At 38.5% G+C, this 17,811-nt stretch carries 19 protein-coding genes; 12 read left to right on the top strand and 7 right to left on the bottom strand.

What is annotated here, in order from left to right; translation table 11 throughout:
- Positions 1-40 precede the first annotated feature (40 nt).
- The 5 genes from ACN19N_RS01515 to gmk form a co-directional block, all read right to left on the bottom strand.
- Positions 41-235, bottom strand: a complete 195-nt coding sequence (locus ACN19N_RS01515; RefSeq protein WP_004660183.1) for a bacterioferritin-associated ferredoxin — start codon at positions 233-235, stop codon at positions 41-43.
- Between the two features lie 172 nt (positions 236-407).
- A complete protein-coding gene (locus ACN19N_RS01520) occupies positions 408-797 on the bottom strand; it encodes a RidA family protein (RefSeq protein WP_269229456.1) in 390 nt (129 codons plus the stop codon).
- Positions 798-969: 172 nt separating this feature from the next.
- On the bottom strand, positions 970-3,078 hold the full coding sequence (locus tag ACN19N_RS01525; protein WP_269229457.1) for a RelA/SpoT family protein: 2,109 nt from the start codon (positions 3,076-3,078) through the stop codon (positions 970-972).
- A 208-nt stretch (positions 3,079-3,286) separates the two neighbouring features.
- On the bottom strand, positions 3,287-3,565 hold the full coding sequence (gene rpoZ, locus ACN19N_RS01530; RefSeq protein WP_004660187.1) for a DNA-directed RNA polymerase subunit omega: 279 nt from the start codon (positions 3,563-3,565) through the stop codon (positions 3,287-3,289).
- A gap of 70 nt (positions 3,566-3,635) precedes the next feature.
- Positions 3,636-4,259, bottom strand: a complete 624-nt coding sequence (gmk, locus tag ACN19N_RS01535) for a guanylate kinase (RefSeq protein ID WP_004660188.1) — start codon at positions 4,257-4,259, stop codon at positions 3,636-3,638.
- Positions 4,260-4,361: 102 nt separating this feature from the next.
- Between gmk and ispH the strand changes: the two genes are divergently transcribed.
- The 12 genes from ispH (at position 4,362) to rplS (ending at position 15,617) form a co-directional block, all read left to right on the top strand.
- A complete protein-coding gene (gene ispH, locus ACN19N_RS01540; protein ID WP_269229458.1) occupies positions 4,362-5,312 on the top strand; it encodes a 4-hydroxy-3-methylbut-2-enyl diphosphate reductase in 951 nt (316 codons plus the stop codon).
- A 140-nt stretch (positions 5,313-5,452) separates the two neighbouring features.
- Positions 5,453-5,968 (top strand): pilus assembly FimT family protein, encoded by a 516-nt coding sequence (locus ACN19N_RS01545; RefSeq protein WP_241306567.1) that lies wholly within the window; start codon positions 5,453-5,455, stop codon positions 5,966-5,968.
- Positions 5,965-6,459 carry a type IV pilus modification protein PilV gene (pilV, locus tag ACN19N_RS01550; protein WP_269229459.1) on the top strand — a complete coding sequence of 165 codons (495 nt, stop codon included), beginning with the start codon at positions 5,965-5,967 and terminating at the stop codon, positions 6,457-6,459. The genes ACN19N_RS01545 and pilV overlap by 4 nt, the downstream gene beginning before the upstream one ends.
- Positions 6,459-7,460, top strand: a complete 1,002-nt coding sequence (locus ACN19N_RS01555) for a PilW family protein (RefSeq protein WP_269229460.1) — start codon at positions 6,459-6,461, stop codon at positions 7,458-7,460. Before pilV ends, ACN19N_RS01555 begins: the two co-directional genes overlap by 1 nt.
- Positions 7,457-8,206: a pilus assembly PilX family protein gene (locus tag ACN19N_RS01560; RefSeq protein ID WP_269229461.1), complete on the top strand. Its 750-nt coding sequence runs from the start codon at positions 7,457-7,459 to the stop codon at positions 8,204-8,206. The genes ACN19N_RS01555 and ACN19N_RS01560 overlap by 4 nt, the downstream gene beginning before the upstream one ends.
- Positions 8,207-8,219: 13 nt before the next feature.
- The gene (locus ACN19N_RS01565) at positions 8,220-12,221 is read left to right on the top strand and encodes a hypothetical protein (protein ID WP_420001839.1); all 4,002 of its coding nucleotides are present in this window, start codon (positions 8,220-8,222) and stop codon (positions 12,219-12,221) included.
- Between the two features lie 12 nt (positions 12,222-12,233).
- Complete coding sequence (locus tag ACN19N_RS01570; RefSeq protein WP_269229463.1) at positions 12,234-12,749, top strand: type IV pilin protein; 516 nt, start codon at positions 12,234-12,236, stop codon at positions 12,747-12,749.
- A complete protein-coding gene (locus tag ACN19N_RS01575) occupies positions 12,743-13,183 on the top strand; it encodes a type IV pilin protein (RefSeq protein WP_269229464.1) in 441 nt (146 codons plus the stop codon). Before ACN19N_RS01570 ends, ACN19N_RS01575 begins: the two co-directional genes overlap by 7 nt.
- Positions 13,184-13,440: 257 nt before the next feature.
- A complete protein-coding gene (gene rpsP / locus ACN19N_RS01580) occupies positions 13,441-13,698 on the top strand; it encodes a 30S ribosomal protein S16 (protein WP_004660208.1) in 258 nt (85 codons plus the stop codon).
- Positions 13,699-13,714: 16 nt separating this feature from the next.
- Positions 13,715-14,263 (top strand): ribosome maturation factor RimM, encoded by a 549-nt coding sequence (gene rimM, locus ACN19N_RS01585; protein WP_005156501.1) that lies wholly within the window; start codon positions 13,715-13,717, stop codon positions 14,261-14,263.
- A gap of 45 nt (positions 14,264-14,308) precedes the next feature.
- Positions 14,309-15,049, top strand: coding sequence for a tRNA (guanosine(37)-N1)-methyltransferase TrmD (gene trmD, locus ACN19N_RS01590; RefSeq protein WP_269229465.1), 741 nt, complete (start codon positions 14,309-14,311; stop codon positions 15,047-15,049).
- A gap of 196 nt (positions 15,050-15,245) precedes the next feature.
- Positions 15,246-15,617, top strand: coding sequence for a 50S ribosomal protein L19 (gene rplS, locus ACN19N_RS01595; protein WP_004660214.1), 372 nt, complete (start codon positions 15,246-15,248; stop codon positions 15,615-15,617).
- Positions 15,618-15,675: 58 nt separating this feature from the next.
- Here the strand turns inward: rplS and ACN19N_RS01600 are convergent, their stop codons facing one another.
- The gene (locus ACN19N_RS01600) at positions 15,676-16,650 is read right to left on the bottom strand and encodes an esterase/lipase family protein (protein WP_269238622.1); all 975 of its coding nucleotides are present in this window, start codon (positions 16,648-16,650) and stop codon (positions 15,676-15,678) included.
- 103 nt (positions 16,651-16,753) lie between these two features.
- Positions 16,754-17,797, bottom strand: a complete 1,044-nt coding sequence (locus tag ACN19N_RS01605) for a lipase secretion chaperone (protein WP_269238621.1) — start codon at positions 17,795-17,797, stop codon at positions 16,754-16,756.
- Positions 17,798-17,811: the final 14 nt, after the last annotated feature.

A 17,811-nucleotide genomic window follows, 5' to 3' on the forward strand; every position in this document is an offset into this window, starting at 1 on the left:
ACCGAAAGTTAAAGATGTAGATATTATAAATTTGGCGGAATCAGGCAGCAACAGAAATACGGGCGGCAATTTCTGCTAATTCATCGCTAATAATTGAACGTGCTTCAGGTGCACAACGACCACAGCAAGTGCCTAAGTCGAGTAAATCACGAATTTCACGATAACTTTCAGCACCGTTTGCAACAGCGTCTTTGATATCTTGATCTGTGATTCCACGGCATAAACAGACATACATGGGAGTGATCCACAAATATTAATGCGATAATTGATATTATTGATAATTATTATCGTTTGTCAATGAATTTCATTCTTAGAGTGAATATATTCTTATTGAGAATTTGAATAAAAAAATACCACCTGATCGGTAGTATTTTTTCTTTATTTTATCTATTTGATAAATATTGTATTTAATTCTGTGTTGGAATAATAACAATACCATCCATTTCGACTAATGCGCTTTTAGGTAGGCTTGCTACACCTAATGCTGCACGAGCTGGATATGGCTGAGCAAAATATTCGCCCATAATTTGATTCACCAATTGGAAGTGAGAAAGATCTGTAAGGAAGATATTCAATTTAGCGATATCTGCTAAGCTGCCACCTGCGGCTGCACATACTGCTTTTAGATTATCGAATACACGACGAATCTGAGCCTCAATACCTTCTACAAGTTCCATACTGTATGGGTCTAAGCCAATTTGACCTGAAAGATAGAGCGTATCGCCAACAAGAATTGCTTGAGAATATGTTCCGATAGCAGCAGGGGCGTGTTCAGTATGAATAACTTGACGTGACATTAAGCTCTCCTATGTCATTGTTTCTATCTTAAACAATGTGACTTTAACACAAAAGTTTGGCTCGGAAACGGTCGAATACTGTTTAGTCGCAATTGTTTGCAAATGATTCATTAGCTTTAATAATAAGGAATCTTTCAATTTTAATTCTGGGCGAACATCGTGTATTAAACGATTAACTGACTTTTTCAACCTCTGGTTGAGCGGTTGGCATATTTAAGCGCTCAATTCTTGGGAAGCCAAAATGCATGCGTAAATCACGAATAATTTGGGCAATTTGATTTCGATTACTCACGACTATATTCACATAGGTTTTCTGTTCTTGTGAATAGACCATTTCTACGCCTGTTTTGGCCTTTCGGCATTGATAAATCAGGTCAGAAATTTGTTCGTCACTCATCGTCATATGAATACATAAGAATGCACTAAAGCGAACATCATCAATTTCTTCTGATTGCCAGTGTAAAGGCATAATGTTTTCAGGATGGAGGTGTTGTTCATGCAGTAAATTACGGCAGCGTGAACGATGTACGATTAAACCACGTCGAGATAAATGTCCTTGAATTGGATCTCCAAGCACAGGATTACAACAGTGTGCATATTTTACATCAACACCCTCAGTCCCTAAAATCAAGCGATCGGAAGTTTCATGATGCTGAGAGTGGTAATCTTGAGCAAATAAATGATTGGCAACCAATTGAGGTAATAAATCCCCAACTGCGATTTGTTCAAATAGCGTATCTTTATTAGCTAAATGTCGCCATTCAAGTACACTAATCCAGTCTTCTGCTGAAAGGTCATCTATAGAGCGATGAAATAGTTTTAAAGCGCGGTTAAGTGCTTGTTGACCTACAAGACGTTGCTCATCAATATCTTGTTCTCTTAGTAGATTCTGTAATGCACGACGTGCTTTTTGAGTATTAATAAAACTGAGCCAATCTGGATTCGGTGTTGCTAATACGTCTGTGATAATTTCAACTACTTGTCCGCTATGTAATGGAGTTGAAAGAGGGCGGATTTCACTATCCACTTTTGCGCCAACAGCATGATTGCCTAAAAATAGGCTAGCTGAGTAGGCGAAATCAACGACAGTGGCGCCTTGAGGAAGCTCGTGTAATTGACCATGCGGCGTATAGACCCAAATTTTTTCCTGATGTAAATAATCAAGTAAATCGCTAAAAGTGGTTTTTGCACAATCACTATCTATGAGCGTATTTAGGTTCTGCATCGAAGCTTGAATTGCCGAACGGCATGCTTGAGGTGCATTTTCTCCGAGTACTACACCAAAACGAGCAGCTTTACGCATTAATTCGGTTTGGATCGTCAAAGATAATGTGGTTTTTTCACCTTTTAGCTTAATCATTAATGATTGATTGCCACCTGGTAAAGGGCGGCGAATATGATCGTGATATTGTAAGACTTGAAAATTATCTTTGAGTGCTTCAACTAGACGGTCGCAATCAGCAATACTTTGCAGAATAATTTCAAAAGCATGGCTATGGCTTAATTCATTTAAATCAATTTCATTTTTTACAAAATGACGTAGTAATTCGATGTTATTATTTTTCTTCTTAATACGCCCTTGTAGATTATATTTTTTAAGCAAATCTGATAATTTTTGTTCCCATACCGCTTGGTATTCACAACGTTTGGGTTTGGTTTCTAAGAGTGCGGTTTGCACATCATTAAACATATCTAAGTCAAGATTTTGATAACATAAGTGTTCTAGGTTATCGGCCATTTCATTCATACCGACAAGACGTGCCATGGGTACGAAAATATCAAAGGTTTCTTGCGCGATACGTGCTCGTTTATCTGGACGTAATGCGCCTAAAGTCGTCATATTATGATAGCGATCAGCGAGTTTAATAATAATGACACGCGGATCTTGTAAGGTGGCTTGTAGAATTTTGCGGAATGATGCTGCCTTATTATATTCTTTATCACTTGAATGGCTGAGTTTGGTGACACCATCAACAAGTTCAGCAACGACAGATCCAAATTTTTCACCAATCTCATCTTTAGTAAATTCAGTATCTTCAATGACATCGTGTAATAAAGCTGCCATAAGCGTGTCGGCATCTAAACGCATATGCGCCAGAATGCAACTCACAGCAATAGGATGAAGAACGTAGGGCTCACCACTTTTTCGTGTAATACCACTATGTGCTAAATCAGCAAAATCACAGGCAGCAAGTACACTCTGAATATCACTATCTTTGAGATAGGCTTCAATAATGACCTTGAGTTGTTGCTTGGCTTGGCTGACCTCTTCGCCTGGCATAAAACACCTTTTATAACATGAATTCAGGAATAGATAAGATTAGCTTCTAATGAAAAGCATATTGTGGAACTTGTCAATTTGTTCATTAGAAAAACTCGTAAATTTTTTCAATGAAATATATTGTTTTTACCAATATAGCGCTGAAATTTTCAACAAACAAAAAAGCCCAGTGTATTCACAATGGGCTTTTAGACAAAGCAAATCCAATTTAGAAAGAGAAGCCTTCTAAATTTAATGAGTTTGTAGACAACACCATATCAAGATTTGAAGTCTGATAATCTTGATCGCGTTGTTTTAAAATTTCTTTAGTGACATGACCTGCCGCAATTTCGCGTAATGAAACGACTGTTGGTTTATCATTATCCCATTCTACAGTTGGTTCCATACCTTGACGTGCTAATTGGCGTGCACGTTTACTCGCTACCAGTACTAACTCAAAACGGTTATCTACGTGGTCTAAACAATCTTCAACGGTTACACGTGCCATAAGTTGTCTCGTTTGAACATTACATTTGAAAAGACTAAGTAGTATAAAAGGCTTTTAAATAAGACTCAAGTTATTCGCGATTAAGGGTGATTAACTTTTCAATTAATTGCTGGTGACGAGCACTTTGCTGTAAGGTAACTAAACGATTTGCTGTAATAATTGCTTCTAAATCATGAACAGCTTTATTGAAATCATCATTGATGATGATGTAATCGAAATTTGCGAAATGACGCATATCTTCTACAGCACAACTTAAACGATGTTCAATTACTTCAACTGAATCTGTTCCGCGATTAGATAATCGTTGTCTTAAATCATATTGAGTTGGCGGTAAGATAAAAATTTGTTTTGATTCAGGAAAAAGTCGACGAACTTGATCAGCACCCTGCCAGTCAATTTCGAGTAACACATCATGACCTTGTTGTAATTGTTCTTTGACTTTGGCTTGAGATGTGCCGTAGTAATTACCAAATACTTCTGCATACTCAATAAAACCACCTTGTTCTACTTGAGCTAAAAAAGTTTCAGTATCAGTAAAATGATAGTGAACACCATCTAGTTCACCAGGGCGTTGACCGCGTGTCGTATGTGAGACAGAAACATGTAGATTGCTGACTCGATCGAGTAGGGCTTTAACGAGAGATGTTTTGCCTGTTCCTGATGCCGCAGAAACGACAAACAATAGACCCGACATGATATTTTTCCTGATATGATAAAATATCTTGGCTATTGTAGTGTAGCGTGCCATTAAACGAAATAGTTTGGCATAAATATTCAGGTGATAAGAGAGGATGTTATGGAAATTGTGTTGGCCAATCCACGAGGCTTTTGTGCTGGTGTTGACCGTGCTATAGCAATCGTTAATCGGGCACTAGAATGTTTTAATCCGCCAATTTATGTACGTCATGAAGTGGTACATAACAAGTTTGTTGTTGATGATCTGCGTCAGCGTGGTGCGGTTTTTGTAGATGAGCTTGACCAAGTGCCTGATGATTCGATTGTAATCTTTAGTGCGCATGGCGTGTCTAAAGCAGTACAACAAGAAGCAGATCGCCGTGGTCTAAAAGTCTTTGACGCGACTTGCCCTCTAGTAACTAAGGTGCATATTGAGGTCACGAAATATGCCAGAGAAGGAACTGAAGCAATCTTAATTGGGCATGAGGGGCATCCTGAGGTCGAAGGTACAATGGGGCAATATGATAAATCTGGTGGTGGAAAGATTTATTTGGTTGAAGATGAAGAAGATGTTGCAGCTTTGGTGGTTGAACATCCTCATAAAGTTGCATTTGTCACTCAAACGACGCTTTCGATTGATGATACGGCTAAGGTCATCGATGCCTTAAGAACAAAATTTCCTAAGATCCAAGGTCCGAGGAAAGATGATATCTGTTATGCCACTCAAAATCGTCAAGATGCAGTACGTGATTTGGCGGAACAATGTGATGTAGTGTTGGTAGTAGGTTCTCCGAATTCATCGAATTCAAATCGCTTACGTGAATTGGCAGAGCGGATGGGTAAATCTGCTTATCTCGTGGATAATGCTGATCAGCTTGAAAAAGAATGGTTTAAGCAGGAAAGTAAAATTGGTGTGACTGCAGGTGCATCAGCCCCAGAGATACTGATTAAACAAGTGATTCAACGGTTACAAGATTGGGGGGCAACCCCTCCTAAAGAGTTGGATGGACGAGAAGAGAACATTACATTTAGCTTACCTAAAGAGCTACGTATTCAGGTGATACAAGCCTAATTTTTATAGAAAAATGTGAACTTGAAACGGATAGGGTGCAGCCTATCCGTTTTTTTATGGAGTTTATCTGCTTTGTATTGGTTCTGTAAAAATAAGATTTAATATAGAGTAAGGGAATTTGGATGATTAGGTGTAAAGCGATGGGGAACAATCGAGGATTCACCTTAATAGAGATGGCGGTAACGATTGCCATATTGGCAGTTGTAGCAGTAATGACGATACCGCCCCTAAGTGATTTAATCGCTAAGCAGCGTTTAAATACTACAGCGAAAGATTTAGCCTATATTTTTGGGCAGGCAAGGGCTCAATCTGCGGTGTTACGAAAAGAGGTAACCGTAAAGTTTAGCGATGGCACAAGTGATGCCACTAACTTTTTTTGGATATCAAAATATGATGATATTAAATTAACAAGTGATACAACAGACGTTGTTTTTCAACCTATAGGGTTAGTTACTATAAGACAAAAAGAAATTAATAATCCTTCTTTTAATCCTAGCCAACCAGAAGACCCTATCACTAATCCTAAAAAAATAAAACAGCCTGTTCCTTTAGTTTTTACTGTATGTAGCCAAAAATTGAGCTCATCCAAACAAATCAGTATCTCTAAAACGGGAGTAATTCAAAAAATTGAGGATAAATCAGGGGGCTGCTCATGATTAAGCAACAGCATGGTATAGGAATGGTAGAGATTTTGGTTGCCTTATTTATTTTGGCAATAGGTGTACTTGGATTTTCTGCTTTACAACTTCGTGCTTTGCAAGCAACAGCAGAAGCAATGGATCGTACAACAGCAATGACCACAGCAAGAGATTTAACTGATCGTATGCGAATAAATCGATTAGGTATTAATGATTATATTTCTTCAATCAATAATAAACAGACAGAAACAGATTGTTTTGGTACATCAACAGCTTATCAACCTGCATGCGATGTTGCAAAGATGGCTAAATATGATGCGACTCAGATTTTAACAAAAGCTAATAATGCTGGACAAACCATAATAATGAAGCAATGTGATGGCAGTAGTCGCACCTGTATCTATATTGCATGGGGGAAAACGGTCATTACTAAAGATGATCTTTCTACTTGTATGCTTAATGGTATTTATAAGCCAGATGCTCAATGTTTGGTCATGGAGACATTCTAGTGAAAGCAGCCAATGATTATTTATTTATTCAAACTAGAAATGACTATTATAGGAATCAGTCAGGCTTTACCCTGATTGAATTAATGATCGCTATTATTTTAGGCTTATTAATTACAGCAGCAGCAATTCAACTTTATATAACAGGGCAGAGAGGTATGGCTATTCAGCAAAGTGCTGCTAATTTGCAAAATAGCGCTAGTTTCGGTTTTGAGTACATGTTGAGGGATATTCGGCTAGCCAATCTAAATGCAGTAAAACCAGTGATAGATCCGACTATTTTGCATGGGGGGATTGTATTAAGTAAGGCAAATTTAAGTAGCGTGAATACTTTTACAATTACAGGTGGGACTGCTGCTAATAATTTAATGACGCAAGGGAATATAGGTTTATCTAATTTACAAGACGAAAAAAGTGATCAATTGGTAATTCAATATCGGAATACTATTGGTAATTCATTTGATTGCGAAGGAAACCAAATAAATGTAAATGCTTATGTTGTTGAGCGTTATTTTTTACGTGCTGATAGTCAAAATAATAATGATCCAAATACACCTCTAGTTTTAGCTTGTAAAGCCACTACCTATACAAAGGATGATGAACTTAAATTGGATGGGCTTAATGGTGATGGGGAGATTATTATTCCTCGCGTTGATCATATGCACATTTTACTAGGAGTGGCTTCCGATACACTAGATGCCACCACTAATCCAGCAAAAGCTGGTAAGGACGGCCTGTTAGACCGTTTTGGATATATTAGTATTCCTAATTATTTGGCACTTACTACAAAACCACAAATAGTTTCAATTCAAATTGGTGTATTGGTACGCTCTCCTGACAGTGTTGGTAAAAATGATTTAGCTGATCCGAATAAAACATATCAAATTTTTGATGTGAATAAACCACTCAAAACGGATAGTAAAAACAATCTTTATAATCGTCAGGTAGTTACTCAAACAGTAGCATTGCGTAATGGTTTTGGCTTGCAGGAGAATCCAAAATGAGAAGATTAGCAATGCAGCGCGGTGCAACTTTGATTGTCGTTTTGATCATGCTTGTACTGTTAACTTTAGTAGGGACATGGGCAATTCGTGGTAGCTTGACATCATTAAATATTGCGATGAATACGCAAGCGCAAGCATTATTACAGCAAGCATCTGATGCGGTGTTTTTTAACTTAGAGAATCAAACTTCTGATGAATTAACATTAGCAAAAATGCAAATAGGTGATGGAATGTTGGCTTATGTCTTACGTCCAGAGAATAAGGGTAAAGAACTTGTTTTCTGTATCCGAGGTGGCGATGCGAATAGTTTGTCTGGTAGCCGCAATGCTAGTGTGGTTTATTGGGAAGGATCACAAATTAAAAATACTCAACTTGGAACAGTTGGATTTTGTAATGTAGATCAAAAAGCTGATTTTATCAGTGGACGTTCCGCTGTAATGACTCGTGTCGGCATCCGGGCTGCTAGCAATAGTCAAGACTGGGAACATTTGCTTGAAGGGGATGATTCAGAAATGTCTAAAACCCAAAAAATTCAAAAAGTAGTAGTTAACGTTACATCTATTATCCCTAATTTAAGTAGTAATAGTTCAAGTGATATACAAGCCTGTTTATCAAACTACACCAGTTTTGTTGATAGTACTGTAACAAATAATGAAACAGTATCCGACTGCTTGAAAACAAATAACGTGCCTTACAGTAATCAAGAGATGGAATATACCTTAAAGCCTGTAACAGGTGCATCATAGAGGAGTGTCAAACATGAAAAATGTACAAAATCGAAGCGACATGACACCACGTCAGCAGACCTCTGTGGTGTCTAAGTTTAAAGTTGCTGCACTTTCAGCTGCGATTACTAGTTTATTGTGTGTAAGCTTACCATCAACTTATGCTAGTGATATTGAAATTTACAAAGTTCCTGAAGATAGTGTAGGGACCACGACCTTAATGATGATGTTAGACACCTCTGGAAGTATGGGGGCAGGATCTAATTCTTATAATGAAGATCGTATAGGTGCCCTCAAAAAAGGTTTAAATGATGCATTAAATGGTACGTCTACGACCCCAAGAATTGAAGATAAAGTAATTATAGGGTTGGCGACATTTAGTGCGACTAAGGGATATATTAGAATTCCTGCTAAAGCATTAGGGACAGTTACAGGTTCTGTTCAAGATGGAAATTATATTAAACCACGGTGGACGAGATATACTGTACGTACTGTCGTAAGTGGTCAGAATGTAGACACAATATACTATAATGAATGTAAAACATGGAATCCGGATAATTATAACTGTTTGTCATGGGGAGGGGATAGTACTAAATTGCCGACAGGATTTAGTAGAGCTTCACCATATATAACGGACAAAAATATTAGTTGTACGTATGGTAATCGAAGTGATTGTACTTATGTTTGGGAGAATATTCCAAAATATAAAAATGTGACTCATCGCGATGATTTAGTAACTGTGATTAATAGTTTATCTGCTAGTGGTAGCACTCCAACTGCTTATGCTTATGCTGATGCAGCTGCATATTTGCTTGGGACTACGACTGCCTTACCGCAAGTCACAGTGAATGTTCCTGTTTATGCGCGTTTTAATGGTAATCCTAGTACAGGTTGGGCTTGCCAAAGTTGGAATACGAATACAAAAGCTTGTTCGAATTGGGGGAACTATATTTCCTCGGGTTATTCGGTACCTGCAGGTTTTACTAGTAGTAGAGCTTGTAATGTAGGTAATAACTCCGCCACATGTTTCAATTATAATATGACATTAGATGATACGGATAATAATAATAGTGGTTTTAGTAGTTCTATAAGCACCTCAAAAGATGGTGCAATATATGATATGCCAAGTTCTATTAAAAGTCAGATAGATAACTCTGCTAAAAAAGAGTGTAGTGGGCAGGGAATTTATTTCCTGACTGATGGCGAGCCTAATCCGAGTGGTGGTATAGGCACAGGGACAGATGGTGTAAGCGGAACAGCATACAAGTTGATGAAACAGTCTTTGTCAACGAAAGGGGGTTTATTTAATTGTAACAACAGTTCACTTGGTAATCGCACTAATATTTATAGTAGTTTACTTGGTAGGACTGGATATTTTAACTCATCAAATAATGGATGGTCATGTATTGGTAAATATGCCCAATCATTGTTGGATCCTGCTAAGAATCCTGTAGGGTTACAGATTAAAACAGTCGTGGTTGGATTTGGTAGTGATTTTACTAGTACAGGTAATAACGATGTAGAAGATGCTAAAGTTTGGGGTACGTTAGGTGATGGGGGTTGGGTTGCTGGATCAAATTCACAAGATGTTGTGAATAGTATTAATGCTTTTATTAAACAGCTTAACAAAGATATTCCATCAATGAGTACAGGTTCGTCTACAATACCATTAGATGAATTGAACCCCTCTATAGTGCAGCCATATGCATATTTTCCACAGTTTGAACCAAAGGTTAAACCTGAAGATGTACAGCAAATTTGGTTTGGTAATCTTAAAAAATATTATGTATTAAATAATGGGGTTTATTCAAGTAAGTCTGTTGCTGATGATAATACGGTTGTTGTTAAGAAAAGTGTCCTACAAGATCTAGCAGATATTTGGGAAAGTAAATCTAGTTATCCAGATGGCACAGCTTTGTTTAAAAAGGGCGGAGTTTTAAATCGTTTAACATTAGGTCGAAATGCACAAGGTGAAACAGGGCGAAAACTACTGACAGATTATAACTATGATGGGACTAAGGCCGCTAATAATGGTCAAATCTCACAAAATCTTAATTTATCACAGATTACATATAAATATACTAGTGATGATAAAACGAAAACAGATACGAAGTATGCGCCAGCCCTAATGGGACTACTAGGTTATATTATATCGGATGGTACGAATACGAATGGTTTAGATTTATCTACCCAATCGGCAAGTTTGCGTCAAATGGGTAGTGTTTATCATTCAAAACCTCTCTTAATTACACAATCAGGCAAAGCAATTGCTTCTAAAGATGCAACGACAGGAAAAGTTAGTATTGATACGACTAATCGTGAAGATTATGTTTTATTTGGTACTACACAAGGTCTAGTAGAGATTGTTGATGCTAGTACTGGGATAGAAAAATTTGCTTTTGTCCCTAAAGAAATCATTGAAAAGCAATCAGAGACCTTCAAACAAGGTGGTGGTAATCTAGCCGCAGGGAAAAATGCCTTATATTATGGTATGGATGGTGAATGGGTTTCGCATACAGTTTACGTTAGTAAAAGTGATGGAACTCTAACTGTCGCAGGTGCATCTCGTACCGTATCTGGAGGAAGTAAAACAGAAGACTTAATTGGTAAACAATGGGTTTATGGTGGTATGCGTATGGGGGGGCGTAGTTATTATGCTCTTGATCTTACAAATATTGATAGTCCAAAAATTAAATTTCAAATTGACCCATCAACAAGTAAGGTTTACTCACAAAATCATCCTGAAGGAGTAACTTACAATGCTTTAGCCAAAATGGGGCAAAGTTGGTCGAAACCTACACTTGGTTATGTAAATTGGAATGGTAAACGTAAGTTAGTTATGATCGTGGGAGGGGGGTATGATGCTGGTGGTGATGATGGAGATGGTTTAAAATCGAATGGTATTCGTACTGGTTATGCTGGTTATGAGATATATAACTATAAGCAAGAAACGAACCTGAACGCTGATGGAACAGAAAAGAGAATTGGTGCGGGTATATATATGTTTGATGCGGATACGGGTGATTTGCTATGGAATGCAGATTCTACTAATAATCCAAGTTTAAAGTATAGTGTAGCTAGTCAAATTCGAAGTGTTGATCGGAATAATGACGGTATTATTGATCATATATATTTTGGAGATTTAGCTGGACAGGCTTTTAGAATCGACTTTAAAAATGATGGTAAAGATACATTCAAAACGCAAACTATTAAAATCTTAGACTTGCATGATAATAATGGTACAAGTCCGCGTTTTTATACATTACCAGCCTTTACGGCACATAATAGTGCAGCCAGTACAAGTATCTTTGGTGGAAATACGGTTGTAGTAACTTTTGTTTCTGGTAATCAAAGTTCACCTATATTAGCAACAAGTGACTCACCTCAAAAGAAAGATCCAACTAACTTGCAGTTTGATGGTGCATATGGAATTTTTGACTATGATAGTTATCCTAGTACGGATGCTGGCCGTTTTCCAAGTACTAATTTAGATGCTCGTACCAAAGCAGATGAAAATGCTACAACTCCAGTAAATACCAAACTTAGATTTATTAATGGTGCTACAACAGCGACCGCTATTGATAAGACAGCTGGTTGGGGTGGATGGTATTATCTCTTTAATAAGAAAATTGATGGTACAACGGCAGCAGGTGCTAGCGTTATTAAAGGTTTGACTACACCGATTGCTTTACAAGGTAGTTTATATGTCACTCAATTTGATGCATCAAACAATGGTACTACGTCTAGTTGTGGTGCTGGCGTGAAAGGTCATACTTTTACTCAACGTATATGTTTACCTGGTGGCGTTTGTAAAGATGGTGAAAAGTACGTCTATAACCTTGGTTCTGGGATTGTAACTTTGAATGTTGGCAGTCCCGATGAGGATCCGAACAAGCGAGTTATTGTTGTACCAGATCCGAACGATACGTGTCCTGCTGGGCAAACTTGCACACCAGCGAATAAGCCAAAATTTATAGCGACTGGAGGTGCATTAAAATTCATTCCAAACAGATGGTATGAGCGGTATGCGCAATAAGGATCAATGACTATGCAAACATCCCAGCAAGGTTTTACATTGATTGAGTTAATGGTAGTTTTGGTAATTATTACTATTTTTGCCGTCATTGCTATTCCAAGCTATCAAGTGTATTCACGTCGAGCTGTTGCAAGTACGGCACAACAAGAAATACAACGTTTAGCTGATCAATTGGAACGCCATAAAGGTAAAAACTTTAGTTACTTAGGCTTTGATGCAAGTTATATGTATAAGAACACAACTGGTAATCTGGTGGGGTATGACCCAGTAACATCTCAACTAGTTTTGCCTGTTGGTGCCACTGGAACTGATATTCGTTATAAGTTATCTATTAGGGATGGTACTGATACTACAAAATTATTGACTGATGTAACGGCGTTAGGGCAACGATGGGTGATTCGGGCTGAAAGCACAGATCCGCAGAACTTTAGTTATTTAATGACTAATACTGGGACACAATGTAGAAATAAAACAGCTGCTAATGTCACTTTTACTAGCTGTGGTGTGGGTGGGGAAAATAAATGGTAATTGAAGAGAAAGGTTTTACACTGATTGAATTGATGATTGCTGTCACAATTATAGGGGTTTTAGCTGCATTTGCTTACCCTTCGTATATACAGTATAAGATTCGCAGTCAGCGTGTAGATGCTCAAAGTGAGATGCTATTTATTGCTCAACGTATGCAAGCATATAAAGCTACCAATGGAACATTTGCAAATGCAACAGTTAATTTGCTTTATGGTGGTACTACTACACCTAAACAAGGTGGTGCTTTATATGACCTGAGTTTCAACCCTTCACCAACTTTAGCTACATCTTGGGTATTAGTTGCAACACCTAAAAGTGGGACAAATCAATTTGGTAATGGTGTCCTCTGTTTGAATGATCAAGGGCAGAGGTTTTGGGCCAAAGGGGCATCTACATGTGTCCTTTCCCAAACTTCAAACTGGGATGGACGTTAATCGGTTCCTTTCCAGTCTCCAAAAGCAAGCTTAATTAGCTTGCTTTTTTATTTAATAGTTTTCCAGATTTAGTTAAAGTAGCATGCCACTTCAGATACTAGCAACTCTTCTTACAAGTTCAAAACTGTGGATAACTCTGAATTTAGTCTTTCTTTCAAAGCAAATATAACGTAGAATATCGCCCTCTATGAAAGGGGTTTGAAGTGCTGCCGATGGTCGGCGCAGGGATAATCCGTAAAAATTATAAGGTTGTTCTCATGGTTGTTATTCGTTTAGCGCGCGGTGGTGCAAAAAAACGTCCATTCTATCAAATCATTGTAACTGATAGCCGCAATGCACGTGATGGTCGTTTCATCGAGCGTATTGGTTTCTTTAACCCAACTGCACAAGGTAAAGCTGAAAAAGTTCGTTTAGATGCTGACCGTTTTGCTCACTGGGTTGCACAAGGTGCTCAACCTTCAGATCGCGTTGCTTCTTTAGCTGCTCAAGCTAAAAAAGCTGCAACTACTGCATAATTGTAGTAGGTAGCCCATGACATCGACACAGAATGTGCCAGAAGATCGTATTCAGATTGGACAGTTACGTTCAGCTTATGGATTGAATGGGTGGCTCTGGGTTTACTCTAACACAGAACCTATGAGCAATATGTTTGACTACCTTCCTTGGTACATTGAGACCAAGGCAGGTTGGCAAACCATAGATGTAAAACGTTGGAAACCACATGGCAAAGGCTTGGTTGTTGCATTAAAAGGCGTGAATGATCGCACGGGTGCAGAAAACTTAGTTGGTGCAAATATCTGGATTGCCAAATCACAGCTTCCTAAAGCAGATGTAGACGAGTACTACTGGTCTGATCTTAAAGGCTTAACCGTGTTAGGTCTTGATGATGAAGAACAAGAAGTGAATCTTGGTCAAATCTACGAACTGTTTGAAACCGGTGCTAATGATGTCATGGTCGTGAAAGCGACACCTGATAGTATTGATGCTGAAGAGCGAATGATTCCTTGGCATAAAGATGTGGTACAACGCGTTGATCTTGAAGCTGGTCGTATTTACGTCAATTGGGGCGTAGACTACTAATCCTTTTGGGAATAGTAGCGCAGCAGGAAAATAGAGGAGTCTGCGGTGTTTTTTGCAGTCATTACACTGTTTCCTGAAATGTTTGAAGCGATTACAGCGCACGGGATTAGCGGACGTGCAGCAAAGCGTGACATCGTGCAAGTCAATTGCATTAACCCACGAGATTTTGCTGAGGGCAACTACAAAAGAGTGGATGAACGTCCTTTCGGTGGTGGTCCTGGTATGGTGATGATGGCTGAGCCTTTGGCAAAAGCAATTAACCATGCTAAACAACTTGCAACACAAGCAGGCTGTGTTCATGCCCCAGTAGTGTATATGTCACCGCAAGGGAAAACCTTAAATGAACAGGCAGTACAACAATTCGTTGGTTATGATGGTTTGATTGTATTGTGTGGGCGTTATGAGGGTGTCGATGAGCGTTTAATCCAAAATTATGTTGATCAAGAATGGTCAATTGGGGATTACGTTTTATCGGGGGGTGAACTGCCAGCGATGGTGTTGCTTGATAGTATTATTCGTCGATTGCCAAATGTCATGTCTGATGAGCAATCTGCGATCCAAGATTCTTTTGTGGATGGTTTACTGGATTGTCCACAATATACCAAGCCAGACCATTTCGAAGGGTTAGATGTGCCTGAGGTACTTAAATCAGGACATCATGCCAATATTGAGAAATGGCGTTTTTTACAGCGTTATCAACGAACTTTAGATCGTCGACCAGAGTTGGTTGATAAAGTTGAGTTGACTAAACAGCAAAAAAAATGGCTTAAAAATTCGCAAGACTAAACTGTTAGAAGTTTGTGTTTGCAACAGACGAGAAGCTTTGCTTCGAGTTACTACTTAAACTGAGTTTAAGTTGAAAATAGGCTCTTTAGAGTAATTTTGCTTTAAAGGGAAAGTTAAACGAGCGATATGCGTTTTAGCCTCTATCCTCAGCGGTATAAGAGACCTCTTCTCTCCCGCACATATTGGAGATTCCACAATGAGTGGTAAACATCCTTTAGTTCAAGCTGTTGAAAATGCACAGTTAAAAACTGATATCCCTGCTTTTGCTCCTGGTGACACTGTTATCGTTCAAGTTAAAGTAAAAGAGGGTGACCGTGAGCGTCTTCAGGCATTTGAAGGTGTTGTAATCGCGAAGAAAAACCGTGGTTTAAACTCTGCTTTCACAGTTCGTAAAATCTCTAGCGGTGTTGGTGTTGAGCGTGTTTTCCAAACTCACTCTCCAATCGTTGCTAAAATCGAAGTGAAACGTCGTGGTGACGTTCGTCGTGCTAAACTTTACTACCTACGCGAGTTGTCTGGTAAAGCTGCACGTATTCGTGAAAAGTTACCAGCTCGTAAACAAGGTTAATTTTAACTTTGTTGTAAAGCAAAAAAATGCGCCTTTGGCGCATTTTTTTATGGCTGTTTTATAATCCTTGTAATTTTAGTCGATTGGCATGTTGACGATAAATATCAATTGGATCAGGTGCAAACAGTGATTTCAAACCTAAAACCTGATTCACTTCATCTGCATGATTCCAAGGGAGATTATCTCTAATTGTACGTCCAAACTTAGCGCTACAACGGCTCACCATACCATCATTATCTCCTTTAATATCGACAATTAGGCTCGTACCTGCAAATAGGGGATCTAGTGGGTCAAGAATGTTTGTGACTGCTTGAGTCCCTGAGAATGAATACATATATATTCCTTTCTCTTGATAATTACCTTCACCACAACTTGTGGTTGGTACACCCATAGGGAATCGTGTATTAAATTGTTTTGAACCTTCAACTGAAATACTACGACCAGCAGCTAAAGCATCATGTGGGTAGCTTTTGGGGTTGAGTCCTTGTGACCATGTAATCGCTCCTGAGAAAAAGTTTACGACGGCAGAGCCAGCTGTACCTAAGACAGTACCATCTACATTCATAATTAAACTAGCGACAGGTGAACCCTTATGAGTGCCACTTACACTGGTTAATGATGCAACTTTACTTGGCATAATGCCAGCCACGTAACGGATCGTTGGACCGCCTTGGCTATGACCAATTAAATTAACTTTAGGTTGTCCAGTAATCGCAATAATTTCTTCAACTTGTTGCGCCAGTTGTTCACCACGAACCTCATTTGAGTTAAAAGGTGAAAGTCGTGTCGCCCAGACATTTGCGCCATTACGTGCAAGGTCGGGTAGGATTTGATGCCAATAATCAACGCCTAATGGATCACTTCCAACGCGTGAAAAACCTGCGACACCATGTACAAAGACCATCGGATATTTGGTTTTTGCATATGTTGACGTGACATTATTGTCTTTAACTTGCGTTGTATTTGATGCGTAACTTGTTGATACGCTCATTGCTATCATAGATAGTGCAAGACAGCGGATTAGTTTTTGCATGATATTTCTCTCGATTTTTGTTTTCATATGGGTCTTGATGTTCTTGCGAACGAGACATTGCATCCTTGCTAAATAGCGTTATTTCAATGCCTTAAGATGTTTCTTAATTACTAAAAGGTAAGGTTCCTCCTTGGTCATAGACAGTTTCAAAAGTTTGCAAACGCTGTTGTTCTTGTGCTGATTGGAATTGTTTTTGCTTGAGTTGTTGAACGGCTTGATCTTTGGCTGAAGTGCTCATATTGCTATCTACAATTGTTTTACGTTCATCAAGATAGGATTGAACTCGCTGTTTCCAATCAGATCGTTGTTGATCGAGTTGCTCTAAACGCTGAGTAGCAGCCTCTCCAACCAAACTAACACGCATATCACGTAGTTCTTGAGCTGAACCATGTCTTGCTTTGATTTGTGCCGTTAATGCATGCAAATCGTCGAGTTTGGATAAATCTTTGAGATTGTCTTGCCAATCTTGAGGCAATTGTTCAAAGCGTTGTTGTAATTGTTTGGCTTTCGCTGCGGCATCTAGTGCGTTGTTTTCTAAAATTCGCATACGATCAAGCGTATATTGCTGATAAACATCTTCCGTTCCAAATAAGCCTTCAATTTCAGGATTTGAAAAGAAACGTTGTTTTAAATCATGCATAGAGTCAAAAATAGCTTGGAAATATTGATAGCTTTCCTGTGTGGGTTGTTGAGTCTGTAACTTACTGAGCTCTTGGCGATAATCTAAATAACGTGACCATAAGGCTAAAATTTGCTGTTGTTGCGATGTTTGGAAAGCTTTGGCGAGATAAAGCTGAAAGTTATGACGAATTTCATTAATATTTCGCTCGCCGTATTGAGAAATAAAATACTCAAAACAATTCCGCACGTGTTCATTCACAATTAAATGCTGAGCGCTATTGAATTGTAATTTGCAGTCAATCTCAGTATCCATTTGGCTGGTGCTATTAAAAGAAGTATCGAGTTGATTGATATTCTTTGGACTCTTATGCAACTGTGATGGATTGCTGTTGTTGCTATATTGATCAGTTGAGTTAAGTGATTGCTGAGACTGATTTGGATATAACCAATACAATACGCTCAGCGTGACTGCTGAAATGATTAATAAGCTACATAATAATGCTATTTTTTTTCCATTTTTATTCATTAAGCATAATCCAT

The organism is Acinetobacter sp. LF10, assembly GCF_048585715.1.
Classification (GTDB): Bacteria; Pseudomonadota; Gammaproteobacteria; order Pseudomonadales; family Moraxellaceae; genus Acinetobacter.